This window comes from Stutzerimonas sp. 21-1 (genome assembly GCF_056336065.1).
In genome coordinates, this window is the sequence record NZ_CM150500.1 from 152689 (window position 1) to 179437 (window position 26749).

The following is a 26749-nucleotide window of genomic DNA, read 5'->3' on the forward strand; positions in this document are numbered from 1 at the left end:
CTTCCTTAATGAGTCTGGCTGCCCAGGGTGACCAGGCCGTCGGCGCGGTCGCGTCCGAGCCAGCTGGTCCAGCCGAGGCGGCAGTTGTTGTCGGCGCCGATGCGCAGTTCACGAATCTCGTCCGGGCGAAGCTCCAGGCGCAGGTCGTAATCCAGCGGATCGCGCAGGGTGAAGCGCACCAGCGCACAGAGCGGCTGGTAGCCGCTGCCGATGGGCAGGAATTCGTGGAAGCGATTCCAGTCCAGCTGGCGGATATGGATGCGGAACTTGCCGCCGCGGTCGCGGACCCGCTCGCCGAGCACCAGGCTTTCGCCCAGTTGGCTGTTGGCCAGCCCGAGGCGGTTGCGTTGCTCGCCGAGGATTTCCACCTGGCGCTCCAGGCATTGCTCGATGTTCAGCTCGGCGTGCTTGAAGTAGTAGCGCAGCACCGATTCGATCAATGCCGCCGAATGTGCGCGCAGGCTGAGCAGGCCGAGATAGGGCAGCAGGCGCTTCCAGTTCAGCTCCGGCGCGTTGCGGATGGCCTCGCCGCTGAGTCCGACCAAGGCGAACAGCTGCTCCGAGAACGGGTCATGGGCGCCGCTGGTGAAGCGGGCGCGGTAGCGGTACTTCTGCCAGATCGGCAGCAGCAGGCGTTGCAGGCGGTTGTTGAACAGGTCGAGGAAGTCTCGGGTCGGGTTGCCGTCCTCGCTGTCGCCAAGCGCCTGTTCGCCGTAGAAGGCCGGCAGCGGCGAGCCAGCGCCGAACAGGCTGACCAGGTTGATGCGCAGGCGCGCGCGCCACTCGTCGTGCTCCTGGAAGAACTGCACCTGCTCGATATCGCTGCCGGGAAAGCCCAGGCTCGGGTTGGCCTGGAACTCCAGCCGCTCGTAGAGCGCCTCGTCGTCGAGGCCAGGGTTGAGCTGGCGCAGGCGATCGAGCACCAGCAGCACGCCCTGGAACAGGCTGTACTCGCGGATGCCGCGGTTGAGCGGTTTCAGAGCAGCGGTTGCTGACCCATGCGCGGCGTCCATTGGTACACCTCTCCCTGTGTGCTCTGCACGCGCAGCTCGTGATACGAGTTGAGGCTGGCGTAGAGGGCGAAGAATTCGTTGAGCACCGAGGCGAAGAGGAACAGATCGCCCTCACCGATGAAGCCGTCCTGGTTCATGGTCAGTTCGGTACGTACGCCGCGCACCGGCAGCCCGCGATGCAGGCGATCGACGTGCTGGTGGGCGATGTGAGTCAGGCCGCCGAGACGCCGCCGGCTGACGTTCTCGGCGTGCTTGTCGTAATAGCGCGGCAGGTCGTAGGTCTCGAGGATCACCTTGAGCGCCTCGACGTTGGCTAGCGACAGGTAGTTCAGCGACATGTTGCTGATCAGCTTCCACAGATAGTCACGCTGCAGCGGCGGCGCGTAGCTCGGGGTGACCGCCGAGATGTTGCGGAAGCTGAGGAATTCCGGGGTGTCTTCGCTGGGCTTGCAGATGTCGCCGAGCTTGAGCTGGCGCGGCAGGTTCTGGTTGGTGCAGGTCAGCTCGATGGACAGCGTCTCGTGCTGGTCGAGGTTGCGCAGGCCGAAGCTGAGCCAGGTTTCCTGTCCTTCTCCAAGCAGCGAAGGTTGCTGGCGCACGCTGTAGTGCGGACGCGCCACCGGCACATCGAAGCTGGCGTCGTGCTCGAAGGATTCGAACGGCACGTATTCCTCGTAGCCCATGCCGCCGGGTTTCCAGCCGGTCACCCGATCCACCGAGAACACACCGCACTGCTGCGCATCGTATTCGGCGGGCAGCAGCAGGTACTGGTCCTGCTTGCCGTCCAGGCGGATCGGGATGGCGTCGTGCGGGAACAGGTTGACCACCGGCGTGCAGTACAGGCGCACGTTGTCCAGCGTCGGGCGGATGCGCTGCACGCCGGCCTTGTGAATGTCGAAGCGCAGCTCCAGGCCGCGGGCCTGCTTGAGCAAGTCCTCGGGAATGCGTTGGATGATCTCCAGACCCTTGAGGTCGACGAAGAGAAACTTGTCCGGGAAGGCGAAATATTCCTGCAGGTAGCGATAGCCGCGGAAGGTGTTGAGCGGGTAGGGGATCAGCGCCTCATCCTCGGCGAAACCCACCGGTTCGACCTGCTTGGCGTTGAGCTGCAAGGGCGTCAGCGGTCGGCCATCGGGACCGGTCAGCGGGTGGCCCTGCTCGTTCAGCGGCACCAGCTCGATGCCGCCCAGATGCCGCAACAGGCTGAGGTAGAGCAGCTGACTGATGTAAGGCTCGCCCGCCAGGTGCAGGCGCAGATGACTGAGGCCGATCTCGCCGAGATGACCATCGGCGCTCATCTGCAGGCGCAGGCTGAGCAGCGCGCCGGTGCCCTTGACCGAATACTCCAGCGCCTGCAACGCCAGCGGCAGTACCTCGGTGGCGTAGGCGGTACGAAAGCAGCAGCTGACGCCCTGCACCGGATTGGATTCCACCGGCGTGTTGCGCGGCACCGTCAGCGCCGGGCCGGGTCGTTTCAGCGGATCGAACTGCAGCATGCTGAAAGCCGGTAGCGGACGCATGTAGTTCGGCCACAGCAGATGCATCAGCGAGTGGGTCAGCTCCGGTAGCTCGTCATCCAGCTTTTGCCGCAGCCGCCCGGTGAGAAAGGCGAAGCCTTCGAGCAGACGCTCGACATCCGGGTCGCGCCCGGCCTGGCCGAGAAATGGCGCCAGTGCCGGGCTGCGCTCGGCGAAGCGCTTGCCCAGCTGGCGCAGGGCGGTGAGCTCGCTCTGGTAGTAATGGTTGAAGGACATCAGGCCTCATTCCTTGAGTGCGCAGTCAGCGTCTGTCGGCTAGAAGAAATATGGGAGCGTTGAGCGCACCAACAAATAGTGAAAACTCGCTTAGGGGCACACTGACTTGCTCTTCCATGAATGGCAGGGGCGCCTATTGCGCTTCATTGTTGTTGAGGTTGGCTTGTAGCCTGATGTACTCGCACCAGCCATGCCGATGGCTGGCATTACCCAGCCAATGCTCATGTTGCTGCGGAGTAAGGCTCATCCAGTAAGGCCACCAGTAGTGGTTCCACCAGTGTTCGAGGCTGCCTTGTAGGGCTCCTAGCCCGTCTGCATCTACCTCCGGGAACACATCCCAGGGGAGTGGTGGCGCCAAGTCAGGCAGGTTCTGCAGGAGCTCAATGCTGTTGCTGATCAACAGCAGGGTCGTGCCGTTACCCAAGGGTTCTTTTTGAATCGAAACGGCTTCGCCTTTGCCGGTCTTTCCTTCACGAGAAAAAGTTTCGAATGAGACGGTCTGCAGTTTTTGGCAAAAACCAAGACGCTTTATCAGTTGCTCGATTTGGGTGAGACGTCCCGGTCCTAAATGCACATCCAGCAGATAGGCTCCGAGGCCATCTGCTTTTAGCGATATGGCTCTCGGATAATGCTGATCCTGTGCAGGCAGCGCTAAATCCAGGGCAGGGTAGATAGGTACTAACTCCTGAAGCTCGGAGTCACGGCCTTCTCGAAGAACCTGTTCAGCTGAGCGCTTGCGGCGCAGAAATGCAAAGGGGTTCATGCTCAATTCTCATAAATGTGGTCGGCGACCCAGTCAGCGCCGAAATAGCCGGCCGCGCCGACTACGATGCCGCCAATCAGGCCAGTAACGATGGCCCCGGGGCCGGTTTCAACGCCTAATGCGGCACCGGCTGCACCTCCAACCTTGAAGCCGGCCCATGCCGCTCCCCATCCGCCGGCCTGCCGGATAGCTTCGGCGCTTATCGGCTTGGCATTACCGACACGAATGGACTCCTGTGTTGCCGTTGTCAGGTCGTAGGCGGTAAAGGCAATACCCAGTACTTGAACAACACGGGCGCCTTTCACGATGCCCTGTGTTGTTTGCAGGGATTCAGGGGTGAAGATCGCGCTAGCAGGGACCTTCTTGCCGTGAACCAGAACCTCCTTGTCGATGTCCCGAACATACGAGGAAATTTTGTCGATCCGCTTTGTAAGGTGCACATGCTGGGCTTTGTATGCGGCCAGGTCGCGCAGGATTTCTTCGGTCGATACCAGGCGAGCTCCAGCCTGCCGGGCCTTATGCATATCAATGAAGATGCTGCGCCCATCAAAGCGTGGCGAGCCTTGCGGAAAGATTGAGCTGGTCGAGATGAAGGGGGATTGGTTCTTGCCGAGCACATGCTCCGCGATACTGACACCCGCCCCCGGGTTCTTCGGCATCAGCCCGTAGCGCTCGGGGTGCAATTCACTCAGGCTCTGCAGGGGAGACAGCTGCATATTACGCAGGTACGGACTATTCCCCGAGGCGTAGATCTTGCGAACCAGAAAACCGTCCTTTCCAGGCTCTTCCACGATTACGAAAAAAAATACTCGTGCCGGCATCAGATAGCCAGGCAAGTCACGTGTCGATCCTGGCTGTTGGCTGGTTTCGGCAGTGCATTGGTACTGGCTCATACCTGTCCCCACTGTTCCAGGGCATGCACGCCGACCGAAACAAACAGGCTTTGCTGATTCGGGGTGGCGATGCGAGGTGTTCTTCCGGCGGTATCGGTAAAGCCTTGGTAGGTGTTTCCTGCAGCATCACGGATGAAGTAAGGGACATTGGCCAGCGGCTGGCCTTCGTCGCTGAGCACGCGAAACTGCTCGTCGAATACCCGCCCAAAGGTCAGCGGCTGCGGAGCCGTAAACGCCGCGCCACCCCCACTGGTCCCAATCACTACAGTCCCCGAACCCACGGTCACGGTATTGCCATGGTTACCCACACTCCCCACCACCGCCGCCGGCTTGCCATCGATCAGCACGTTGGGGATCACGGCGCTGGCCATCGCACCGCCGCAGGCGGAGGCGTCGCCCATGCGAGCGGCCGGCAGGCCGTCGAACAGCACGTCGGGTGAGCCGGCGGCGATGGGGTTGGTGCCGTGGCCCGTCTTCGGGCAGGCGGTGGGATCGCCGAGGCGGGCTGCGGGTTTGCCGGACATCCGTTGTCTCCTTACTGGACCTTGACCTGTCCGCTGCCATCCAGGCTGGCGGAGAAGCTGACCTGGCGTTTGAGGCCATCCACTTTCAGCAGGCCTTCGATGGTGAAGGCGAGGGTCAGTGGGTCGTGGGTTCGCGGCAGTGACAGCACGCGCACCTGGGTCAACCTGGGTTCGTACGCTTCGATGAAGCGCTCGATGGCGATACGCGCCTGCTGCAGCGAGTCGTGCAGCGACAGGCGCATATCGTTAAGATCGGGCAACCCGTAGTCGGGCAGCGTCTGCACGCTGCCCGCTCGGGTGCTGAGCATCTTGGCCAGATGGGCAGCCACCGAGGCCATCGCCGCGACTTCGCGGCTCCAGCCGGAACGTCGCGCGGCGTCACCGCCGAGGCGTTCGAAGAGGCTGCCGTATCCGTTCAAGTGCTTATTCCTTGTCCAGCTTGCCGACCAGCGACAGGGTGAAATCCGCGCCCATGTACTTGAAGTGCGGACGCACGCTGAGGCTGACGCGGTACCAGCCCGGTTCGCCCTCGACGTCGCTAACGTTGACCTGCGCGGCGCGCAGCGGGCGACGGCTGCGGACTTCGGAGCTCGGATTCTCCTGGTCGGCAACGAACTGGCGGATCCACTTGTTGAGTTCCAGCTCGAGGTCGGTGCGCTCCTTCCAGGCACCGATCTGCTCGCGCTGCAGTACCTTCAGGTAGTGCGCCAGGCGGTTGACGATGAACAGGTAGGGCAGCTGGGTGCCGAGCTTGTAGTTCAGCTCGGCGGTCTTGCCTTCCTCGCTGTTGCCGAAGAACTTCGGCTTCTGCGCCGAGTTGGCGGAGAAGAACGCGGCGTTGTCGCTGCCCTTGCGCATGGTCAGGGCGATGAAGCCTTCCTCGGCCAGCTCGTATTCGCGGCGATCGGAAACCAGGACTTCGGTGGGGATCTTGGTCTCGATCTCGCCCATGCTTTCGAAATGGTGCAGCGGCAGGTCTTCCACTGCGCCGCCGCTCTGCGGGCCGATGATGTTCGGGCACCAGCGGAACTTGGCGAAGCTGTCGGTCAGGCGGCTGGCGAAGGTGTAGGCGGTGTTGCCCCACAGGTAGTGCTCGTGGCTGCCGGCGACGTTTTCCTTGTAGACGAAGCTCTTCACCGGGTTGTCTTCCGGATCGTAGGGGTTGCGCAGCAGGAAGCGCGGTACGGTCAGGCCGACGTAGCGGGCATCTTCCTGTTCGCGGAAGCTCTGCCACTTGGTGAATTGCGGGCCCTCGAAGTGATCCTTGAGGTCCTTCAGGTCCGGCAGGCCGGTGAAGCTCTCCAGGCCGAAGAATTTCGGGCCGGCAGCGGCGATGAACGGCGCGTGGGACATGCTGGCGACGCTGGCGACGTACTGCATGGTCTTGACGTCGGGCGCGCTGGGGTCGAAGAAGTAGTTGGCGATCAGCGCTCCTACCGGCTGGCCGCCGAACTGGCCGTACTCGGCGGTGTAGATGTGCTTGTACAGACCGGACTGAACGATCTCCGGGCTGTCCTCGAAGTCGTCGAGCAGGTCCTGCTTGGAGGCGTTGAGCAGCTCGAGCTTGATGTTCTCGCGGAAGTTGGTGCGATCGACCAGCAGCTTCAGACCGCGCCATGAGGATTCCAGCGCCTGGAACTGCGGGTGGTGGAGGATCTCGTCCATCTGCTGGCTGAGCTTGGCGTCGATCTCCGCGATCATGCGGTCGACCATGGCCTTCTTCACCGGCTCGTTTTCGTTCTGCGGCTTGAGCAGTTCTTCGATGAAGGCCGAGACGCCGCGCTTGGCGATGTCGTAGGCCTCGTCGTCCGGGGTCAGGCGGGTTTCGGCGATGATGCGGTCGAGGATGCCGCCTTCGGCGAGGTGGTTGCCGTGCTCGACGGCGGCTGCGCTAGTGGTCATGTAGATGTGCTTCCTTGTCGGTGATATCAGGCGTCCAGCTTCTCTTTGGCCGCCAGGCCCAGCTCGCCGAGTACGCGGTCACGCGAATCGTCGTCGGCGAGTACGCTTTCGATGGCCTTGCGGAAGGCCGGGGCGTTGCCCAGCGGACCCTTCAGGGCGACCAGGGCGTCGCGCAGTTCCATCAACTTCTTCAGCTCCGGAACCTGCTCGACCAGATTGGCCGGGTTGAAGTCCTTCATCGAATTGATGCGCAGCTGCACGGCCAGCTCGTCATCGGTCTGCTCGTCCTGCAGACGGTTCGGCACGCCGAAGGTGAGGTTCAGCTCCTGCTTGGCCAGGACCTCGTCGAAGCTGTTCTTGTCGATGGCGATGGGCTTGCGGTCTTCGATCTTGCGGTCGTCGGCGCGCTGGGTGAAATCGCCCAGCACCATCAGCTTGAGGGGTAGCTCGACCTCTTCCTGAGCGTTGCCGGTGGCCGGCTTGAACGTGACGTTGATGCGTTCCTTGGGTGCAACCGAGCCTTCTTTGGCCATGGTGTTCTCCTTTGCGTTAATCCAGCACCACTTCGAGATCGAGGTGGCACAGCCTGCGGTAAATCTCATCCTTGCTTTCACGCACGGCGTGGTTCTGCGGCAGCAGCTCGCAACAGCTGTGCAGCAGGCGCAGTACCTCGAGGGCGAGATCGGGTTCCCAGCTGCCCAGGCCACTGGCTTCGAGCTGCTGGTCGAGTGCTTCGAGCTGGGTTTTGGCCAGCTCGTATTTCTTGGCCTGGTAGCACAGGCGGGCGAGGCTCAGTTGCCAGAAGAAGCGCTCGCGGCCGCCACGGGCGCGCGTCAGCCCCTGCTTGAGCTGCTGTACGGCGGGCTTGAGGCCTTCCTTGCGCAACAGCGGCAGCGCTTCCTGTAATGCCAGCTCCCAGCTTGGCAGCGCGGTGCCGGCGGCAGGTGGTTCGTCCTGCCTGGCGGCCGTTGTCGGCTGCACATGGGGCATGACCTGGCCGCTGATCCAGGCGCGGGTTTCGGCGTCGGCGAACGGGATGCCGTCGTGAAAGCGAAGCTCCTCCAGGCGCGGCAGGCGCTGCAGGAACAGCGCGAGCTGAATCTCCACCTCGCGCATGGCCTGTTCGGCCGCCAGTTCCTGCAGGCATTCCCAGGCCAGGCGCTGGCCATCCAGCCAGAACGGCGCACGCGCGGTGCTGTTTTCCAGGTCCACCAGCAGGTCGGCGTACTGCCCTTGGTTGAAGCGTTCGCGGTAGTTGGCCAGCTTGTCGGCCGGTATCCCACGCAGGGCGGTGATCTGATCGGCGTTGTGCTCCGGCAGGCCGTCGATGCTCAGCCACAGCAGCGTGCGTGACAGGCGCAGCGGGCGCAGATCGCTGGTGCGCTGCTTGAGCCACCAGGCGGTCAGCGGGCGCGCCTGCTCCTGCAGGTTGCGCACGGCCTTCAGCGCTTCCTTGTCATTCTCGATCGGCGAGCCGGGGGCGAAGACCTGGCTGGCGACCTGCTTCACTTGGGCGATGGCTGCGCCGACCGTTCCGGGCTGGGCCTGCCCCTGACTGGCGCGCTTGACCATACCGTCGAGCTGGCGGCACAGCGGCAGCAGCAGCGGTGCGTCTTCACCCAGATAACCGGACAGACACTGTTCCAGTGCGTGCAGTTGCTCGGCCAGGCTGCGGAACAGTGGCAGCTGTTCGCCGACCGGCACGTCTTCGGAAAAGGTCTGCTCCAGGCGCGGCAGCAACCAGTTGATCGCGGCGGCACGCGTGCGTGGCTTGCGTGGATGCAGCTCATCCCAGTGATTGCTGCACAGGTATTGCAGCAGGTTGAGGCCGGCCTGCAGGCCGGCGAAGGATTCGCGCTGGAACAGGCTCCAGGTCAGCCAGGCGGCGGCGCGCAGGTCTTTGGACAGCGAGGTGAGCAGCAGCTCGCTGCCTTCGCGGACCTTTTGCCAGTCGATGCCGGTGGTCTGGTGCAGCGCGCCGGCCTTGGCCAGCTCGGCTTCCAATGACTCGAACTCGCTGCTGTAACGAATATCGTCACCGGCGAAATTGCTGTCATTGACCGGCTTTCTGGCGAGTTCCAGATAATGCTGGCTGAGTGCGCTGGCATGCATGGGGTCTTCCGTGACGCTCAAGTTCTATCCGTGAACTTATGAAGTGCACCTTTATATATGTTCAGGAACACTCCGCGAGTAGGCTGCGCAACTTCTTGCGCACTTTTCGTTGCGCAATTAGTTGCGCAGCGGCCTCATGGGGTGGGCATCCTAGGCGGATGGGAGGGGGCATTCAAGGCGAGAAGTGTGACCCGACTAACATTGGAAAAGATTAATCGGGGCGCAGCGGAACTAATTGGAAAGCAGGTTCAGATTGATTGTCGTGAGGCAACTTTCAATGTGCGAGATATGCCCGTTATATATGGCCGATGGCTTACAGGCAAACGGCCACTGCGTCACGGAATGCCGGCGAAGTTTGTTATAGCGCGTCGTTCTGCGAATGAATTTCCACCGACATCGCATGCTGTTCGCCAGGCTGCGGTTCGAACGCATCGCCGAGAACATTCGCCGTTTCGATGCACAGCATGCGTTGCCAGGCGTCGTTGGCGAAGCTCGACAGACGCTGCGCCTTGTCGATCCACGGATTCCACAGCACCGCCGATGAAGAACCGCTGCTGCTGAGCAGAATGCGACGGTTCCAGCCATGGTCGATCACGCTGAGGCTCGCCGGCAGGTCGAGGTAGATGCGGTCGGTTTCCCCGGAAAAACGCAGGTTGCCCTGCTGCCGGCGCGTTTCCCAGTCCTCCAGGGTTTCCACATAGGGCCGACCGTCGAGGCCTTCGACCTCGACCTGACGGATGTCGCTGACGGCGAAGTAGCTGTGCAGCGCCTGGCTGATGGCAACCGGCCGGTCGCCGCGGTTGTGGCTGGTCAGCGTCAGCCGCAACCGATCGGCAAGGCGAATGTGCAGGGTCAGCTCGACGGCGTGGGGCCAACCAGGCAGCTGCGCCTGCGCCTGCGTGCAGCGGAACTCGAGCAGCGCGACATCGCCCTCGCAATGTTGCTCGGCCAGTTGCCACGGCAGGGCGCGTACCAGCCCGTGGAAGGGCGCGGGCTGCTCGCTGTGGTAAGCCGCCTGCACCGCTGGCGGATTGCGCGCCAGATCGCCGAACCACGGCCAGCAGATCGGCACGCCGCCGCGCACCGACTGGCCCTGCTTGAACTCCGCCTGTTCGCTGAGCCAGATCAGCGGCGCCGCGTCGCCCTGGCGATAGCTGAGCACCTGCGCGCCCTGTTCGGCGACCAGCAGCTCGGCGTCGCCACGGCGGATGCGCCAGCAGACGAGTTGATCCATGTCGATACGTTGGATGTCGATGGGCATGTGCGTTCTCGGAAAATCGGTTGGATGAGCGAGGCTATGACCGCACGGTCACGATGGGATTCCACCGCTGCGGTCGTCGCTACCGGCTGGCAGGTAGTCGCTGCGGCTGAGACCGTGGCGCTGCATCTTCTCGTTGAGCGTGCGGCGCGGCAGCTGCAGCACGGCCATGACCTCGGCGATGTTGCCTTTGCAGTGCTGCAGGGCGTTATGCAGGCATTGCGCCTCGTAGGCTTCCATCTGTTCGGCAAGCGACTGGCCGCCGCGGCTGGCCGGCGCCGGCGCGCTGAGGCCGAGGGCGTGGCGTTCGGCGGCGTTGATCAGTTCGCGCACATTGCCTGGCCAGTCGTGGGCAAGCAGACGTGCCAGTTCGCCGGGCGACACCGCCGGCGCGGTGCGGCCGTGGCGTTCGGCGGCCTGGTGGGCGAAGTGCTCGAACAGCAGCGGGATGTCTTCGCGGCGTTCGCGCAGCGGCGGAATATGCAGTTCGGCGACGTTCAGACGGTACAGCAGGTCTTCGCGAAAACGCCCGCCGCGCACTTCGTCCAGCAGGTCCGGCTTGGCGGCGCTGATTACCCGCAGGTCGACCTCGATGCTGCGGTTGGAGCCCAGGCGCTCCAGGGTCTTTTCCTGCAGCACGCGCAGCAGCTTGACCTGCTGCGCCAGCGGCATGCTTTCGATCTCGTCGAGAAACAGCGTGCCGCCGGCGGCGTGTTCGATGCGGCCGATGCGCTTGCCCTGCGCGCCGGTGAAGGCGCCGCTCTCGTGGCCGAACAGCTCGCTCTCGAAGATGGTCTCCGGGATCGCCGCGCAGTTCAGCGCGACGAACGGGCCGCTGGCGCGCGGGCTGAAGTCGTGCAGGCAGCGCGCCACCTGTTCCTTGCCGCTGCCGGTGTCGCCGCGGATCAGCACGTTGACATCGGTGCCGGCCAGCTCCAGCACCTGCCGGCGCAGGTTTTCCATCGCACGGGAAACGCCCAGCAGTTGCGATTCGATGCGCCCCCGGCGGTTGAACTGTTCGCGTAGCTGGCGGTTCTCGCAGACCAGCCGGCGCTTCTCCTGCGCGCGGCGCACGCTGTCGAGCAGACGCTCGGGGGTGAAGGGCTTCTCGATGAAGTCGTAGGCGCCCTGATGCAGTGCCTGCACGGCCATCGGCACGTCGCCGTGGCCGGTGACCATGATCACCGGCAAGTCGGGGTCCAGTTCGACCAGCTGTTCGAGCAGGCCGAGGCCGTCGAGATCCGGCATGCGCACGTCGCTGATCAGCACGCCGGGAAAGTCGCGGTCGATGACGGCCAGGGCCTCGCGCGCGCGGGCGAAGGTACGCACCTCGAAGCCGGACAGTTCCAGCCACTGCTGCACTGCCTGGCGAATTGCCGCTTCGTCGTCGATGAAGACCACCTGTGCGCCCATGCTTCTTTCCTCGTCTGCCCAGCCGCGGCAGTTTACGCGGTCGCGCCGGCCTCGGCAGCCGGCAGGGTCAGGGTAAAGACGGCGCCGTGCTCGTCGTTGTGCACCGCGAGGGTGCCGCCGAAATCACGCACGATGGCGTAGGAGACGGCCAGCCCGAGGCCAAGCCCCTGGCCCACCGGTTTGGTGGTGAAGAACGGCTCGAAGACCTGCTCCAGGTGCTCGCCGCCGATGCCGCCGCCATTGTCGGCGACGCAGAGCTGCCAGCTGTCGCCGCGGCGCTGGCAGTCGATGCGCAGACGTGGTTGCGGCTGCCCGCTCATGGCGTCCAGGGCGTTGTTCAGCAGGTTGATCAGCACCTGTTCGAGGCGGATGGCGTCGCCCTCGATCCAGGCCTCGGGCGGAATCTGCCGTTGCACCTCGACCTGCTCGCTGCGAATGCGCGGCGCCAACAGCTGCAGCGCCTGTTCCAGCACCTCGGCCAGACGCAGGCGCTGGCGTAATCCGGCTGGGCTCTTGCGGGCGAAGGTCTTGAGATGGCCGGTCAGCGCGGCCATGCGTTCGAGCAGCCCTTCGACGTGGCCGAGGCCCTGGCGCACGTCGGCATCGCGACCGCTGTCGAGCAGCAGACGCAGGCTGGCCAGCTGCATGCGCAGCGCAGTCAGCGGCTGATTGATTTCGTGCGCCAGCGCGGCGGACATCTGCCCCAGCGCCGCCATGCGCGCGGCGTGCACCAGTTCATCCTGGGCGGTGTGCAGCTCGCGGGTGCGTTCGGCCACCAGACGCTCCAGCTCGTTGCGGCTGCGCTGTTCGACGCGCCCCGTCTTGCGTCGCTGGGCAAGATAGAGCAGCAGGAAGGCCAGGGTCATCCACACGCCGGCGGCGGCCAGACGATAGCTGCGTGCGCTGGCGATCGCCGATTGCGGCTCCAGCAGCAGATGCAGCGTCCAGTTCTCCTGCGGCAGTTGCAGGCGTTGCCAGAGGTAGTCCTGGCGGCCGTCCGGCCCTTCGACCCGGCGCCGGTCGCCGTGCGCGTCGATGCGCTCGAGCTGTTCGCTGTAGAGCGGCCGCAGCGTCTGCTCGGCATAGCGGCGAGCCGCCACCAGACGGCTGCGCACCGCGTCGCTGAGCGGGCGAAGGTGGCTGAAGCGCCACGCCGGGCGGTTGCTGAGGATGACGATGTCCAGCGAGTCGGCGACCAGCAGGATTCCCGGCTGGCCGACCCACTCGCGCTGCATGTCCTCAAGTTCCAGCTTGACCACCAGCACGCCGAGCACCTCGCCGGCAGCGTTCTTCACCGCGCTGGAGAGGAAGTAGCCGGGGATGCCGGTGGTGACACCGACGGCGAAGTAGCGGCCGCTGCCGCGCTGCAAGGCATCGCTGAAGTACGGGCGAAACGCATAGTTATTGCCGACGAAGCTGCTCCATTCGCGCCAGTTGCTGGCCGCGAGGGTGTCGCCGTTGCGGTCGAGCAGATAGAGCACCGAGGAGCCAGCGGCCTGGTTCTGCTGTTCGAGGCGCCGATTGAGCTGCTTGCGCAGGCGCTGATCGTCCGGCGCCGCCAGCAGCGCCTGGATATCGCTGTCCAGCGCCAGCAGCGCCGGCACCGAGCGGAAGCGCTCGACCTGGGTGTGGATGGCCTGGGCATACAGCTCCAGCTGGCCGCGTGCCTCCTGGCTGCGTTCGAGCAGGGCGCGCTGCTCGGCCAGACGTCCCGCCCAGTGCATGCTGAGCAGCAGGCCGAGAACGATCAGCGCAACGATGAGGATGACGCGCAGATGGCGAAGTGGGCTGGGCATGGACGCTCGCTCGGGCTATCGGGCGATAGTAGAGCAAATGTCGGCGCCGCAGGTCCGGCCCGTTCCGTCGAATGCTCGCTCAGCGATACAGGTCGGCGCGGCTCCACGGCAGCTCGTGCGAGCCATCCGCATGCGGCTTGCTGGCGAGGATCTGATGCAGGTTGATCCAGTTGTGCCGGAAGCCATAGGCGCAACCGGCCAGATACAACCGCCAGATACGCAGTGCGCGCTCGGGAACCAGCTGCCGCGCCTGCTCCAGGTTGGCCTCCAGACGTGCGCTCCAGAATTCCAGTGTGCGGGCATAGTGCAGACGCAGGCTTTCTACATCGACGATTTCCAGCCCGGCGTCGCTGATGCTGCCGCTGATATTCACCAAGTGCGGCAGCTCGCCGTGCGGGAAGACATAGCGGTCGATGAATTCGCCAGCGCCGTGGCCCACCGGCCGGCCATCGGTGTGGCGGGCGGTGATCCCGTGATTCATCACCAGCCCGCCCGGGCGCACGGCATCGAACAGGCGCTGACAGTACAGCGGCAGGTTGACGTGACCGACGTGCTCGAACATGCCGACGCTGACCACTTTGTCGAAACGTCCATCGCGCGGCAGATCGCGATAGTCCATCAGCTCCAGCGTCACCTGCCCGGCGAGGCCCTCGGCCGCCACCCGCTCGCGCCCCAGTTCCAGCTGCTGCTGGCTGAGGGTGATGCCGTGTACCTGAACGCCGAACTCGCGGGCGGCATAGCGCGCCAGTCCGCCCCAGCCGCAGCCTACATCCAGCAGCCGCTCGCCGGGCTTGAGCCGCAGCTTGCGGCACAGATGGCGCAGCTTGGCCTGCTGCGCCTGTTCGAGATCCTCGTCGCCGGTTTCGAAGTAGGCGCAGGAGTAGACCATGTCGCGGTCCAGCCAGAGCTGGTAGAACGCATTGGACAGGTCGTAGTGATAGGAAATGGCTTCGGCGTCGGTGGCCTTGTCGTGAGCCTCGCGCGTCGGCAGCGGCACATTGTCCTCGCCCAGCAAGCGGGTGATGGTGTCGCCGATGCGGATCACCTCAGCGACCGGGCCCAGCAGATCGATCAGTCCCTCGACATAGGCGGTGCCGAGCAGATCGAGGCTTGGCCGCGCCAGTTGCGCCACCAGTTCCGGATCGCGGATCACCAGGGTGACGGACGGGGACGGTCCGATGTCGATATCGCTGCCGTCCCACAGGCGCAGGCGCAGCGGCAGCTGAAGGTCTTTCAAGGTCGGAAGCAATGAAGCGATCATGCCGGGATCTCCTTTTCATCACCGAACAATCGTAGTCCAACAACTTGAAACTATAGGTCAGGGTCGTGATAGTTTCCGTCTATGTGTCGGATGGCGATCCGGCCTCATTGTCTGGACGAGGAGCGGTGTTATGCACGCACCTGCAAATCAGCGGGTCCTGATCCTGGTGGCCAGCGGCCCGAGCACGCCGGCACGTTGCGCCGCGCCGTTCCATATCGCCACGCTGCTGGCGTGCATGGATGCCGAGGTGACGCTCTACCTCACAGGTGAAGGAACGCAGCTGGCTCGCCGTGACGTGGCCGAGTCGCTGCGCGCGGTGGCCGATGGTGAGCCGCTGCTGCACTTTATCCGCAACGCCCGGCTGGCCGGTGCGCGCCTGCTGATGTGCCGCCAGCCGGGCGTCGACCTGACGGGTATCGCGATGATCGACGAGCTGGACGAGATCTCCAGCGGCGGCGAGCTGGCGCAGATGATCCTTGAATACGAAAGAGTCCTGACCCTATGAACCTGCACGGCCTGGAGTTCCCCGACACCCTGCGTTACGCCCCCGAGCACAGCCTGTGGCTGCGCGAGGAAGACGACGGCAGCGTGACGCTCGGCCTCACGGCATACGGCTGTGCGCTCTACGGACAGATCTTCGCCTTCACCCCCAAGCGCGTCGGCATGCGCATCGAGCGCGATCGCGGTTTCGGCGTGGTGGAATTCGCCAAGGCCGCCGCCTCGGCGCGCAGTCCACTGACTGGCGAGCTGCTGGCCGTGAATGAAGCACTGCGCGAGCGTCCCAGCCTGATCAATCGGGACTGCTATGGCGAAGGCTGGATGGCGCGCCTGCAACCGGTGGATTGGCCGGCGATACGCGACCAGTTTCCGCAAGGCGAGGCGGCGCTGGCGGCTATCGCCGAGCGCATGCGCCTGGACAATTTCGACCCGGCCAACGTCCACGTTCAGGCGTTGCAGTGGAAGTGAAACCCGCGTGGGCGGCGGCTGCTTGTATCAGGCTTCGTCTAGTTTCGATTGGTCGCGAACCCTGAGGCTGTTCTGCTGGATGGTGTGGTCGAGCTGCCGGATGCAGATATCGATCGCCAGATCCCGTGTGCGCGTATTCGTCCATTCCTGCCCGGCCAGCATCTCGATCAGATCCTGATGACCGTTCTCGTTGACCAGCATGCCGTGCCGGACCGTGAGGGTACGGCCCTGCAGACTCAGCTGCACCGGATCCCGGCCCTTGAGTGAAGCCCCGGCCGCCAGCAGGCAATCGATATGGTCGCGCAGCGCATGCAGCGTGCGGCGTTCGTCGGGTGGGTTGCTCACGGCGTCTCTCCTGTCCCTGGAAAGATAAAAAGGCGATTGTGATGAATTTCGCATTCGCCTGCGATGGCGTTTTGATATCGCATATGCGACAAACTGCCGCATCGCACTTGGCTAGGCGGAATTGGCGGGACAGGAGAATGGCGGAAGGCAGTGGGAGTCGAACTCGTTTTTTTTGCTTGCAGTAACCGGCAGTGTTCGGCTTTTCTAGGCTAGGCGGTGTAGCTTGATTGCTTTGCTTCGCTCTAATCAGCATTGATTTCGACAGTTTCTCGACACTTCAGGTTCTCGCGCGCTAGGCGCATTTAGGTCTTGTTTAAAGGTGTAGAGACTCTGGATAAGGTATTAGAGTGATTGCGGAAAAAATATCATGCACTGTAATGTTTGATGGTCTGAAATGTTAAGGGTAAACCATGGGTTCTATGGCAAAAAATGCGTTTGATAAGAATAAGGCAGATATAAATCAGTTATGGGAAATTCACGAAGGCTTTGCTGGTGCTGGCGCGGGCAGAAAGCGAGATGTTGAAGTTCTAAATAGAACTGCGATGGTTTTTATTACGGCGTGCTGGGAGTCATATGTGGAAGACCTTGCGAGAGAGTCTTTTGAGTTTATGATAAATAATGTTTCATTGGCTCGGGACGTTCCCGTTAAGGTTCGAAGTTTATCCACAAAAGCAATATTTGAGCAGAAGGACAATACTAAAGTCTGGGATATCGCTGATAATGGCTGGAAGGCAATACTTATTGCTCATAAGGAGGTAGCGCTTACTAAGTGGTTGGGGAACTTTAATACTCCAAAATCCGCTCAGGTTGAAACGCTATTTAGAGAACTTCTTGGTATAAATAGTATAAGCTCTGGTTGGCATTGGCAGCGGATGCCAAATCAAAGGGCCAAAGATAAGCTTGATGAGTACGTTACAGTTAGGGGGAATATTGCACACCGGACCGCGCATAACTCTGTTGTGCATAAGAGTTGGGGGACAGGCTATCTTAAGCATATAGAGAATCTGGTTTTCTGTATGGAGAGGGACGTATTTGGCGAATTAAAATCAATCACTGGGATGGCCCCGTGGAGCATGGGGTAGCCGCTGACCTGCCTAGCTCGGTAGTAAATTTAAACAGCTTTGTCGTTTTCTCTGCCGGAGAATTTTTTCGCTGAGGTTTATATGGGAAGAGCAAAAGAAGAATGGATGGCGCGGGAAGAGCTGGAGCCTATGCACGAATGGATTGAGGAAAACTTCGGGGAAGATGCCGGCGAAGAAGGGTCTGAAACTTGGAAAGAAGCAATGGATGCATTTGAAGAGTACTGCCAGGAGCGTCATCGGGCGGAAGAAGAAGCTCATTGGCAAGATGAATTTGATTATTATATATTTCTTACATTGAAAGATGTGGACGACATTTTCAAAAGAGATTTCTCAGAGCTTAAATCGATGCTAGAAAAGGATGGCGCTAAATCTGGCCATACATACTTAAAGATGGTTTTTGCTCACGCCGTTACAGTTCTAGAGGTTTACTTGGAGGATGTTGTAAAATCTTTGATACTTTCCAATGATTCGTACTTGGCGAACACCATTAAAAATGTCAAGCCATTCTGCGACACCTCATTCAGGCTAAGCGAAATTTCTATTGAAAAGGATGGCATCAAAAAGTTTGTCGTTGGTAAGCTTTCAGATAATCTTTATCACGACATACCTAAGGTGGTGAATGTATTGAAGGGTGTGATTGGAAGAGATATTGATTTGTCGATAAAAGATGTCTGTCGTGTCACGAGAATTCGCCACGATATCGTCCATCGCAATGGCAAAGACAAAGATGGAAATACCCTGGAAGTAACTTACCCCTTCGTGGTCGATGCATTAGATTCAATTGAGCTTTTTGTTATGAATATGAGATTAAAATTATCCGTGTTTTGAGTTGTTTGGTTATCGGTTAGTGTTTTTCTGAAGAAAAACCTCGCTTGCAAGAGTATATGTTTACTTGGCACCCTGCGCTCGGGCATACCATCGCCTAGCTGCTTTCCGTGTGATTGCTATCCCGCGCTGGGTTGGCTCAAGTTTCGGTTGGCTTCGTCGTAATCGGGGCTGGTCTGGCCTACTTCTGGGGCGATCTGCCCACTTGCCAACCAAAGAGCGTACTGAGGGAAGATCTTCACCAGTACGTCTATCTCCTCTGTGCTTACTCGCACCACTCCCTTGCTAACGCTTCTCCAGCGCTCGTAGTCCCCGCCGTGCTCGCTCGTTTTTTTCGGCCCTAGCTTCTTGAGAAGAAGCCTAGCCCTATCAGCCGCTGTCATTCGATAGACGATCATCATTGGGAAATTATTGACCATCACCAATAGATGGTAAATAATTCCTCCGTGGTTAATAGTTTCCCAGTTGCCGCTGGGGAGATACAGCAGAGCATAGTGGAGTAAAGCGGATGGATACGGAAGGTTTTGACCCGCAAAAGCTGCACGGCGCCCCGCCTCTGATGCCGTGGCCGAAGTTCGCCGAGTGGATCGGCATGGGCGACGAACCCATCGTGGTGCGCACCTGGTTGGAACGTGGCTACCTGCCGTCGCAGAAGGTAGGCAAGCGCACGATGGTCAACGTGGCCCTGCTGCATCAGCAGCTTCTCGAACAGGAGTGGACGCTATGAGCAAGGCAGACGACAGCCTCGACCTGTGCAGCCTCAAGACCTTCGCCGAAATGAGTGGGGTATCCGTCGAGGAAGCCGCCGACTGGGCTGCCACCGGCACTATCCCGACGATGCGCCTCGCGGACTTCCGCATGGTCAACCTCGCGCGCCTGCGGGCCGACCTGAAGAAAGGCAAAAAGGAGTTCAAGGAAGGAGACTACAGCCATGCGTAAGCCCGGCATCACCCTGGATACCCAAGCCGCCATGGGCTACATCGGCGAATCCGTGCTGATGGAGCTGTACATGGATGAAGATGAGCCGCCTTACTGGTGCTGCGTGCACATCGTTGGCGTGGTGCTGGAGAAGGAAGGCGTCTGGGATTATCCCTACTTCATGGCCATGAGCTTCACCAGTGATGGGCGCACGCCGAGCGAAATCCCGTTCATGGACATTCTCACCATCAGGGTGATGCGGCACCGCGACCGGCATGGTTCCGGCAACGTACTGGACCGCATTGCCCTCCCTAATGCCGGGAGGTCAGGGGCCGCGCTCCCGGCTCGTCGGGACAGCTTCACCGTCCCGTCGAACGGAAGCACGGGCGCAGCGCACCCTTGACCCTGCATGCCTATGAACAGCCTAACGCGGGGAGTGTGGGGTAGCTTTTCCACCCCACGCTCCCGAGCCCTCGGCGGCAAGAGCGGGATGACAAGGGCAGCGCCCTTGGTGTTATTCGTCCTCGCGCGCCGCGCCTATCCCTGCCTTCCACACCTGCTTCTCGGGCTGGCCAGCCTCGTGCTCTGCATCGCCGTGGCCGGCACGCCGCCGCCTGATCGTCCCTACCTCCCGCCCTTCACCCAGGAACAACCCTGTGTGGAAGATCCAATCGAGTTCTTCATCGACGCCGTTACTGCATGGCAGCTAATGAGCGCGCGCACGGCACAGTTCTACGCCGAGCGTAGCGAGCGCGTCGCCTGTGCCGGCGTGCGCGCGCCCCCGCGCTGACGTCCCTGTAACACGTCAGATAAACGAAGGTTGAGAACCGCATTAATCAGCATTAGGAAGTGAACGAAATGGCTAAACCAAAAGATTTCCTCCGTCTCGATATGCTCGCCCGTGAAGATCGCAACGGACGTCTGTTCGTCGATCCGGGCACGGCGGCAATCGTCGATCTGTCCAAGGTCCGGTTGCTGCGCTGCGGCGTCGATACGGTCCGCCAGCTGTACCGCGGGCTGATTCGGCCCGAAGTCATGGCGCTATTCGAGAAACCGGGCGCGATGGTCGAGTTCGCCGGGGAGGTCTGGCACTCGGGGCGAGTGGGCCGGGACTCGGGCTACCAGTACAAGCTGCAGAACGCCGACCTGGGCTTCGTCCTGCTGATCAAAAACTTCAACGCCAAGCTAGAGCAGATCGGCCCGCACCTGAAAATCGAGGTGTCGCCGCACGCCATCGACGCGCTGTCGCCTGAGCGTCTGCAAGAGCGAATGGACTACTACGCTGCCGCCGTGATGACGCACCGCGAGCGCAACCAGTGTGCCGTCCATCTGGCGTTGGATCTGCAAGGCTGGAAACCGCCGGTGGATCTGGTGGCACGCCTGCATTGCCGGGCCAGAACACACCGGGATATCTCGGGCATCAATCAGGTGGAGTGGGCGACGAAGTCCAGCGTCTACGGGCGCGGGGAAACGTCCATGTTCGGTTCGGCTGGCGGCGTCCAGCTGTGTATCTACAACAAGACCGAACAGGCCCGCGCAACGGACAAGCTCGACTACTGGGAAAGCGTCTGGCGTCGGCGTGATTCGTTCGATGCCAAGGACCCCGAGAACTACAATCCGGCCCAGGACGTATGGCGCGTCGAGCTGCGCTATCACCATTCGATCATCCAGCAATTCGCCAGTGGCTCGACTGACGTGAAAACCGGCCAAGCCATCGACACGGACTCCTTCGCAGCGTTCTCGGCACACCTCGACGGCCTGTGGCGCTATGGTCTGAGCCAGTTCAAGTTGCTCGCCCGGCCCGGCTACTTCGATCCGATCTGGACGCTCATGCGCGATGACGCGCGGGTCGATCTGCCGGTCGATTCGCTGGTCGATGAAACCGAGTACAAGCGCTATTACAAGACGAGCCGGGGGTTCTCGGGCAAGAACGTGGAACTGTTCCTGGGAAACTTCGTAAGCCTGCTGGCACGGGAGCGAGTGGGCGCTAAGACCGCATTTGATCGGCTGAAGGAATGGGAATGCTGGCCGGTCATTCGTGACCACTACGCCGCCAAGGATATGAGCGAGCGTGACCTGTACAAGCACATTAAAGACCTGCTGCAAGAGCGTCATGTGAGGTGGGGCAGGGCGATCTGATGGCGATCCAGCAAACCGACGATGGCCGCTGGAAAGTCGATGTAGAGCCGATCAAGGGCAAGCGCTTCCGCAAGACCTTCAAGACCAAGGGCGAGGCCCAGCGGTTCGAGGCGACGTGTCGGGCGAAGGTGATCGACAAGCCAGACTGGACGCCCAAGCCCAGGGACCGACGCAGACTGCTGGAACTGATTGGACGCTGGCGGCTGCTGCACGGCCATGCGCTGAGCGACATTCACCGCACGGAGCTGGTACTGAACCGCATGGCCCGCGAAATGGGCAATCCGGTAGCCAGCCAACTGACTGGCGCGACCTATACGGCCTACCGGGCGGCTCGTCTCGCCTCGGGGACAAGCGGCAAGACAGTGAACAACCAGCTCGGCTACCTGTGCTCGGTGTTCAACGTGCTCCGCCAGCTCGGCGAGATCGACTATGAAAACCCGTTGGCCTCGGTAAAGCCGCTCAAGCTCCAGGAACGCGAACTGACGTACCTGAGCGACGCGCATATCGACCAACTGTTTCGAGCGATCCAGGACCATTGCCGAACGCCGCATACCTACATGGTTGCAACGATCTGCCTTGCAACCGGCTGTCGCTGGGGAGAGGGGCAAGCGCTCCGACCGGAACGGGTGCGAGACGGACACGTGCTGTTCGTGAATACCAAGGGCAAGCGCCGACGCTCCGTGCCGATCGATCAGGCATTGCATGACCGCATCCACCAGCACTTCCAGGAACACGGCCTGTTCACCAACTGCCGCGACAGTTTCGACTATGCCGTCAACATGTCAGGACTCAAGCTCCCGGCCGGACAGAAAAGCCACGTGCTGCGACACACCTTCGCTTCGCATTTCATGATGAACGGCGGCAACATCCTCACGCTGCAAAAGGTCCTGGGCCACGCCTCCCTGAACATGACGATGCGTTATGCGCATCTCGCGCCGGACTATCTCAAGGACGTGATTACCCTCGGCCCAATTCGAGGTTTTCGCCACTTCTACGCTGCACAAACTTGCGACAGAACGTAGAACCTCGCCGTGGCGGGGCGAATGTACGGCCGTTTAGTGGCAGTGGTAGTCGCCGGTTTTGTGGTTGCGATGGCAACCTTTCGAGTCCGTGCCGCCGCTGTGCGCGAGGGCTGAGACCGAAGTTATTGCGATCAAAGCGGCAATCATTACGGCGGAAATCTGTTTCATTCGAACTTCCTTCTTGGTTGCACGATGGAGTGATGTCGTAATGACATCATAGGCATCATGCTGCCGATAACAAACGGAAGTCTTGGGTTTTCGACACTTCTTCGACACCCAAGCCGAAGCCGCTCCGGTCGAGTAGCTGGAGGCCGCGTCATTCGGGGCTTTCAGAGGGGAAATTGGCGGAAGGCAGTGGGAGTCGAACCCACCCGGGAACGGCTGCCGCCCCCAACCGGGTTTGAAGCCCGGCCGCAGCACCGGCTGCGATTGCCTTCCTTGAGAAGGGTCATGCTGACCGATAGGTCAGCGCGGCTGCCAGACTACCCGAGCGGTGCCTCTGTCGCCAGGGCGTTGTCGGGGCGGATCTTGCGTTCGTTGCCGAAGCGGCGGGTGAAGCCGATGCGGTCGAAGTGTTCGAGCAGCTGGATGCTGCGTTTGCGTCCGAGTTGGATCTGGTCGCGGAAAGCGGCGGCGCGGATCACGCCGCTTTGTGCTTCGAGCTGCAAGGCGTGCCCGGCGAGCTGGCGGATGGTGAGCTCGGGGTAGAACAGGTCCTTGACCACCTGCTGCAGCAGGCCCAGGCGGGCGAGCTTGCGCAGCAGCTGGCGCGTCTGCATTTCTTCGGCGCCAAGCGCGCTGGCGAGGTCGCGGACCCAGGGCGGGTCGAACCGGCCGGCTTCCAGCAGCGGCCAGAGTCGCGCCTTCAGTGCTTCTTCCTGTGCGGTCAGACGGACCTGGTGGTTGGGGCGATGCAGCCAGGGGCCGCTGCTGGTGATCTCGCCAGCGGCCAGGGCCTGCTCGAGCAGGGCGATGAATACCGGTCGCTCCAGCTGCGGCAGGGCGAAGCGGCGCAGGCGGTCGCGGTCCGGTCCGAGTTCGTCGGGCTGTTCCTCATGAAAGCGCTGCAGGGCGGCGAGCAGCAGCGCGCCGAGGGTTTGCCAGCGTTGTTGATCGAACAGTCGCGGCCCCTGGCGCGTGGCGATCTCCACTGCGCTGGCCGGCAGCTGCCAGCCATCACGCGGGCGGTTGAACTGGCGCTCCAGAGCCTGTGGTTCGAGGCCGTTGTGGGCTTCGGCCAGCAGGCCAGGCAAGCCCTGTTCCAGCGAGGAGGCATCGAGTGCGCGCAGTTGCGCCAGACGTGCCTCGCGCCGGCGGTTGCGTGGCGGCGCGAACGGGTCGAGCACGCGACCGCCGCCGAGGGTGCGCTGGGCGGATTGGTCACGCAGCACGATGCGGTCGCCGTGTACGGCGTGGATCGGTGCGTTGAGCAGCAGCTGGGCGAACATCCATGCACCGGGCGCAAGGCTTTCGCCTTCGAGCAGGGCGATGCGTGCGGTGACGTCCTGCGCGCCGAGGTGGGCGTGCACCGGGGTCCAGTGCTTGAGTTCGTGGGTCTCGCCGGGCAGCAGCTGGAACTGGATATCGATGCGCTGGGTCGGCGCATGCAGCAGCGGTTGCAGCAGCCAGTCGCCGCGATGAATCTGTTCGACCGCCAGCCGCTCGCCGGCCAGGTTCAGGGCCACGCGCTGGCCGGCGTGGGCCTGCCCGGCTTCGCGGTTCTGCGCATGCAGGCCGCGCACGCGCACGCTGCGGCCGCTCGGGCTGAGTTGCAGCTCGTCGCCGACCTGCACGCGTCCGGCGAAGGCGGTACCGGTGACCACTACGCCGGTGCCGCTGACGCTGAAGGCGCGATCGATGGCAAGGCGGAAATGGCCGTCGGTGCCACGCGCTTCGGCGCGCGCAGCCTCTGCGACCAGCGCCTGGCGCAGGGCGTCAATCCCCTCGCCACTGGCGCTGGAAACTGGAAAGACTGGCGCGCCAGCCAGCGGCCCGCTGGCCAGCAGGTCATCGATCTGCCGGCGTACCGTGGCGATGCGTTCGGGCTCGACACGGTCGATCTTGGTCAGCGCGACCAGCGCGCGGCGAATACCGAGCAGTTCGACGATGGCCAGGTGTTCGCGGGTCTGCGGCATTACGCCGTCATCGGCGGCGACCACCAGCAGCAGGCAGTCGATGCCGCTGGCGCCGGCGAGCATGTTGTGGATGAAGCGCTCGTGGCCGGGTACGTCGATGAAGCCAGTCAGCGTGCCTTCACCGAGGTCGGCATAGGCATAGCCGAGGTCGATGGTGATGCCGCGCTCGCGTTCCTCGCGACGGCGGTCGCCCTGCTGGCCGGTCAGGGCCTTGAGCAGCGCGGTCTTGCCATGGTCGATATGGCCGGCGGTACCGACGATCAAATCGCCAGCTCCTCTTGCAGGTGCGCCAGCTGCTGGAGAAACGCCGGTTCGTCGTCGAGCTGGCGCAGGTCGAGCCAGAGCGCGTCGTCGTCGATGCGTCCGAGCACGGGAATCGGCAGGCAGCGCAGGGCTTCTTCCAGCTGGCGCAGGCTGCGGCCGCGCAGGCGCTTGGGTTGCTGCGGGCGGATGCACAGCGCGGTGCTGGACAGGCGTGCCACCGGCTGCGCGCCGCTGCCGATCATGCCGAGCGCGTCGGTTACCGCGACCTGCCAGGTTTCACCGAGCACGGTGGCCAGCGCCGGGGCGATGCGTTCGGCCTGGACGCGGATCTCAGCCTGCGGACGGCTGAGCAGGCGCAGGCTGGTTAGGCGCTCGGCCAGGCGGTCGGGGTCGCGATAGAGGTTGAGCACCGCTTCCAGCGCGGCGAGGGTCAGCTTGTCGACGCGCAGGGCGCGCTTGAGCGGGTTCTTCTTGATCTTCTGGATCAGCGCCTTGCTGCCGACAATCAGCCCGGCCTGCGGGCCGCCGAGCAGCTTGTCGCCGCTGAAGGTGACGATGTCGGCCCCGTCGCGCAGCGCTTCCTGCACGGTGGGCTCCTTCGGCAGGCCCCAGCGCGAGAGGTCGACCAGGCTGCCGCTGCCCAGGTCTTCCAGCAGCGGCAGGTCGTGGGCGTGGGCGATGTCGGCCAGCGCGCGGGTGGCGACGCTGGCGGTGAAGCCCTGCACGCTGTAATTGCTGGTGTGCACGCGCATCAGCAGGCCCGAGCGCGGGGTGATCGCTGCTTCGTAATCCTTGGCGTGGGTGCGGTTGGTGGTGCCGACTTCGACCAGCTTCACGCCGGCGCGCGCCATGATGTCGGGGATGCGGAAGGCGCCGCCGATCTCGATCAGCTCGCCGCGGGAGATGATGCCTTCCTTGCGCGCGCCCAGGCTGTTGAGCGCCAGCAGCACGGCGGCGGCGTTGTTGTTGACCACGGTGACGGCCTCGGCGCCGGTCAGCTCGCGGATCAAGCCTTCGATCAGGTCATCGCGATCGCCGCGCTTGCCGGTCGACAGGTCGAATTCCAGGTTGAGCGGATAGCGCGCGGCGAGGGTGATCGCCTCGATGGCCTCGTCCGGTAGCAGCGCGCGGCCGAGGTTGGTGTGCAGCACCGTGCCGGTGAGGTTGAACACGCGGCGCACGCGGCTGCGGTGCTGGCTGGCCAGGCGTTCACCGGCGCGCCCGGCGAGCACTGCCTCGGACAGCTCCAGCGCGGCGAGCTGGCCGTTGCGGGCCGGCTCGCGCAGCTCGTCGAGCAGGTCGCGCAGGGTGCTGAGCAGCGCCTGACGGCCATAGCGCTGCTGCAGCGGCTGGCAGGCCGAAGCGCGCAGCAGCCGGTCAACCGAAGGCAGGTGCGCGCTGCTCATCCTTCGCCGCCCGGTGCCAGCAGCAGGTTGGGCGCCATGCGCTGGAAGCCCTGCTCGGCCAGCAGCATGTCGAGATCCAGCGTGGCGAGATCGGCCGACAGCGTTTCGCCATCCGCCGCCAGCTCCAGATAGAGCTGTTTTAGATAGCCGTTGCAGGACGGGCAGACCTCGGCCTTGACGCCGTGCGGCGAGCCCTCGAAATGCAGGTAGTCGAGCTTCTTGGTGCTGCGGCAGTGGCTGCACTTCAGGCGCACGTAGTGCCACTCACTGGAGCACAGCGAGCAGACCAGGTAGCGCAAGCCGTTGAGCTGGCCACGGTGGCGGATCACGCCGGCCATCGGCAGTGCGCCACAGCAGGGGCAATGCGTCTGGTCTTCGCGCTCGCGCACGGCGGATGGATCGAGCGACAGCGCCTGGTGAGTCCAGGCGACTTGCAACGCGGCACCGAGGAACGGCACCAGCGCCGCCGGCAGGCTGTCGTACTGGCCGCTGATCAGCGCCACGGCCCAGGCCTTGCGTTGGCCGGCATCGGCATCGCGCAGCTGTTCCAGCGCGGCGGCAACGGCCGGGTTGTCCGGCGTGCCGAACGCATCGAGCCAGGCGTCGAGCACCGCAAGCCAGGCATCCTCGCGGACCAGGGTGTCGGCTGCCAGCGGCGGCACGCCGTGCGTCAGGCATTCGCGGGTGCGGTGGGCGTCCAGCACCGGCAGTGTGGGAGGGTTGTCGAGCACCTGCTGCTGCGCGCGGCAGACGTCGGCCAGCAGTCGCAGGTAATCGCCCAGCGGATGGTCGACGGCCAGTTTGTCCAGGCGCTCGGCACGCAGGATGAACAGCTCGCGCGGCGGCAGGTTGAGGAAAGGGGGTTTGCTGGCAGCGGCTTCGATCTGCCCGGGTTCGAGAATGGTGCCTGCCACGCAGGACTCCTTTTCTTATGGCGTTGCGGGACAGCATAGCCCGT

Annotated in this window: 28 protein-coding genes and 1 tRNA gene; 10 read left to right on the forward strand and 19 right to left on the reverse strand. The window is 62.9% G+C overall.

Annotated elements, in window-relative coordinates:
• Positions 1-5: 5 nt before the first annotated feature.
• From tssG to cfaB, 13 genes are all read right to left on the reverse strand, one after another.
• Positions 6-1013 carry a type VI secretion system baseplate subunit TssG gene (gene tssG, locus AC0ZJQ_RS00725; protein WP_418651544.1) on the reverse strand — a complete coding sequence of 336 codons (1008 nt, stop codon included), beginning with the start codon at positions 1011-1013 and terminating at the stop codon, positions 6-8.
• Entirely contained in the window at positions 977-2767 is a 1791-nt protein-coding gene (gene tssF, locus AC0ZJQ_RS00730; protein ID WP_278397498.1) for a type VI secretion system baseplate subunit TssF, read from the reverse strand. The genes tssG and tssF overlap by 37 nt, the downstream gene beginning before the upstream one ends.
• Positions 2768-2900: 133 nt before the next feature.
• Complete coding sequence (locus AC0ZJQ_RS00735; RefSeq protein ID WP_237263672.1) at positions 2901-3530, reverse strand: hypothetical protein; 630 nt, start codon at positions 3528-3530, stop codon at positions 2901-2903.
• Positions 3531-3532: 2 nt separating this feature from the next.
• A complete protein-coding gene (locus AC0ZJQ_RS00740; RefSeq protein WP_237263673.1) occupies positions 3533-4423 on the reverse strand; it encodes a glycine zipper family protein in 891 nt (296 codons plus the stop codon).
• Positions 4420-4947 carry a PAAR domain-containing protein gene (locus AC0ZJQ_RS00745; RefSeq protein ID WP_237263674.1) on the reverse strand — a complete coding sequence of 176 codons (528 nt, stop codon included), beginning with the start codon at positions 4945-4947 and terminating at the stop codon, positions 4420-4422. The genes AC0ZJQ_RS00740 and AC0ZJQ_RS00745 overlap by 4 nt, the downstream gene beginning before the upstream one ends.
• A gap of 11 nt (positions 4948-4958) precedes the next feature.
• Positions 4959-5366 carry a type VI secretion system baseplate subunit TssE gene (gene tssE, locus AC0ZJQ_RS00750; RefSeq protein WP_125870665.1) on the reverse strand — a complete coding sequence of 136 codons (408 nt, stop codon included), beginning with the start codon at positions 5364-5366 and terminating at the stop codon, positions 4959-4961.
• 4 nt (positions 5367-5370) lie between these two features.
• Positions 5371-6849, reverse strand: a complete 1479-nt coding sequence (gene tssC / locus AC0ZJQ_RS00755; RefSeq protein ID WP_008567242.1) for a type VI secretion system contractile sheath large subunit — start codon at positions 6847-6849, stop codon at positions 5371-5373.
• Positions 6850-6875: 26 nt separating this feature from the next.
• Positions 6876-7382, reverse strand: a complete 507-nt coding sequence (gene tssB / locus AC0ZJQ_RS00760; protein ID WP_008567243.1) for a type VI secretion system contractile sheath small subunit — start codon at positions 7380-7382, stop codon at positions 6876-6878.
• Between the two features lie 16 nt (positions 7383-7398).
• Positions 7399-8961, reverse strand: coding sequence for a type VI secretion system protein TssA (tssA, locus tag AC0ZJQ_RS00765; RefSeq protein WP_237263998.1), 1563 nt, complete (start codon positions 8959-8961; stop codon positions 7399-7401).
• Between the two features lie 358 nt (positions 8962-9319).
• Positions 9320-10222, reverse strand: coding sequence for a D-hexose-6-phosphate mutarotase (locus AC0ZJQ_RS00770; protein ID WP_476477200.1), 903 nt, complete (start codon positions 10220-10222; stop codon positions 9320-9322).
• A 48-nt stretch (positions 10223-10270) separates the two neighbouring features.
• The gene (locus AC0ZJQ_RS00775; protein ID WP_237263676.1) at positions 10271-11632 is read right to left on the reverse strand and encodes a sigma-54-dependent transcriptional regulator; all 1362 of its coding nucleotides are present in this window, start codon (positions 11630-11632) and stop codon (positions 10271-10273) included.
• 32 nt (positions 11633-11664) lie between these two features.
• A complete protein-coding gene (locus AC0ZJQ_RS00780; RefSeq protein ID WP_476477201.1) occupies positions 11665-13428 on the reverse strand; it encodes a sensor histidine kinase in 1764 nt (587 codons plus the stop codon).
• A 79-nt stretch (positions 13429-13507) separates the two neighbouring features.
• Positions 13508-14689 (reverse strand): C17 cyclopropane fatty acid synthase CfaB, encoded by a 1182-nt coding sequence (gene cfaB / locus AC0ZJQ_RS00785; protein ID WP_301619552.1) that lies wholly within the window; start codon positions 14687-14689, stop codon positions 13508-13510.
• Between the two features lie 130 nt (positions 14690-14819).
• Between cfaB and AC0ZJQ_RS00790 the strand changes: the two genes are divergently transcribed.
• Together AC0ZJQ_RS00790 and AC0ZJQ_RS00795 are read left to right on the forward strand one after the other, a co-directional pair.
• A complete protein-coding gene (locus AC0ZJQ_RS00790; protein ID WP_167133611.1) occupies positions 14820-15194 on the forward strand; it encodes a DsrE family protein in 375 nt (124 codons plus the stop codon).
• Complete coding sequence (locus AC0ZJQ_RS00795) at positions 15191-15655, forward strand: glycine cleavage system protein H (RefSeq protein ID WP_008567251.1); 465 nt, start codon at positions 15191-15193, stop codon at positions 15653-15655. Before AC0ZJQ_RS00790 ends, AC0ZJQ_RS00795 begins: the two co-directional genes overlap by 4 nt.
• A 27-nt stretch (positions 15656-15682) precedes the next feature.
• On the opposite strand, the gene AC0ZJQ_RS00800 is transcribed toward AC0ZJQ_RS00795, so the two are convergent.
• Positions 15683-16000 carry a hypothetical protein gene (locus tag AC0ZJQ_RS00800; RefSeq protein ID WP_167133609.1) on the reverse strand — a complete coding sequence of 106 codons (318 nt, stop codon included), beginning with the start codon at positions 15998-16000 and terminating at the stop codon, positions 15683-15685.
• Between the two features lie 410 nt (positions 16001-16410).
• On the opposite strand from AC0ZJQ_RS00800, the gene AC0ZJQ_RS00805 reads away from it, so the two are divergent.
• The 8 genes from AC0ZJQ_RS00805 (at position 16411) to AC0ZJQ_RS00840 (ending at position 21986) form a co-directional block, all read left to right on the forward strand.
• Positions 16411-17082, forward strand: coding sequence for a HEPN domain-containing protein (locus tag AC0ZJQ_RS00805; RefSeq protein WP_476477202.1), 672 nt, complete (start codon positions 16411-16413; stop codon positions 17080-17082).
• 81 nt (positions 17083-17163) lie between these two features.
• Complete coding sequence (locus AC0ZJQ_RS00810) at positions 17164-17910, forward strand: hypothetical protein (protein WP_476477203.1); 747 nt, start codon at positions 17164-17166, stop codon at positions 17908-17910.
• A 505-nt stretch (positions 17911-18415) separates the two neighbouring features.
• A complete protein-coding gene (locus tag AC0ZJQ_RS00815) occupies positions 18416-18634 on the forward strand; it encodes a hypothetical protein (protein ID WP_014852368.1) in 219 nt (72 codons plus the stop codon).
• Positions 18631-18846: a hypothetical protein gene (locus AC0ZJQ_RS00820; protein ID WP_045666264.1), complete on the forward strand. Its 216-nt coding sequence runs from the start codon at positions 18631-18633 to the stop codon at positions 18844-18846. The genes AC0ZJQ_RS00815 and AC0ZJQ_RS00820 overlap by 4 nt, the downstream gene beginning before the upstream one ends.
• Positions 18839-19228, forward strand: coding sequence for a hypothetical protein (locus AC0ZJQ_RS00825; RefSeq protein ID WP_332822382.1), 390 nt, complete (start codon positions 18839-18841; stop codon positions 19226-19228). The genes AC0ZJQ_RS00820 and AC0ZJQ_RS00825 overlap by 8 nt, the downstream gene beginning before the upstream one ends.
• Before the next feature lie 108 nt (positions 19229-19336).
• Positions 19337-19615, forward strand: a complete 279-nt coding sequence (locus AC0ZJQ_RS00830) for a hypothetical protein (protein WP_476477789.1) — start codon at positions 19337-19339, stop codon at positions 19613-19615.
• A gap of 68 nt (positions 19616-19683) precedes the next feature.
• Positions 19684-20964 (forward strand): hypothetical protein, encoded by a 1281-nt coding sequence (locus AC0ZJQ_RS00835; protein WP_476477204.1) that lies wholly within the window; start codon positions 19684-19686, stop codon positions 20962-20964.
• The gene (locus tag AC0ZJQ_RS00840) at positions 20964-21986 is read left to right on the forward strand and encodes a phage integrase (protein WP_476477205.1); all 1023 of its coding nucleotides are present in this window, start codon (positions 20964-20966) and stop codon (positions 21984-21986) included. The genes AC0ZJQ_RS00835 and AC0ZJQ_RS00840 overlap by 1 nt, the downstream gene beginning before the upstream one ends.
• Positions 21987-22019: 33 nt before the next feature.
• Here the strand turns inward: AC0ZJQ_RS00840 and AC0ZJQ_RS00845 are convergent, their stop codons facing one another.
• The 5 genes from AC0ZJQ_RS00845 to fdhE form a co-directional block, all read right to left on the reverse strand.
• On the reverse strand, positions 22020-22154 hold the full coding sequence (locus AC0ZJQ_RS00845) for a YHYH domain-containing protein (protein WP_102829181.1): 135 nt from the start codon (positions 22152-22154) through the stop codon (positions 22020-22022).
• Positions 22155-22328: 174 nt separating this feature from the next.
• Positions 22329-22424, reverse strand: a tRNA-Sec gene (locus AC0ZJQ_RS00850).
• Positions 22425-22468: 44 nt separating this feature from the next.
• Positions 22469-24385, reverse strand: a complete 1917-nt coding sequence (selB, locus tag AC0ZJQ_RS00855) for a selenocysteine-specific translation elongation factor (protein WP_314019979.1) — start codon at positions 24383-24385, stop codon at positions 22469-22471.
• On the reverse strand, positions 24382-25791 hold the full coding sequence (selA, locus tag AC0ZJQ_RS00860; RefSeq protein ID WP_476477206.1) for an L-seryl-tRNA(Sec) selenium transferase: 1410 nt from the start codon (positions 25789-25791) through the stop codon (positions 24382-24384). Before selA ends, selB begins: the two co-directional genes overlap by 4 nt.
• A complete protein-coding gene (gene fdhE / locus AC0ZJQ_RS00865; protein WP_043298743.1) occupies positions 25788-26705 on the reverse strand; it encodes a formate dehydrogenase accessory protein FdhE in 918 nt (305 codons plus the stop codon). Before fdhE ends, selA begins: the two co-directional genes overlap by 4 nt.
• Between the last annotated feature and the right edge of the window lie 44 nt (positions 26706-26749).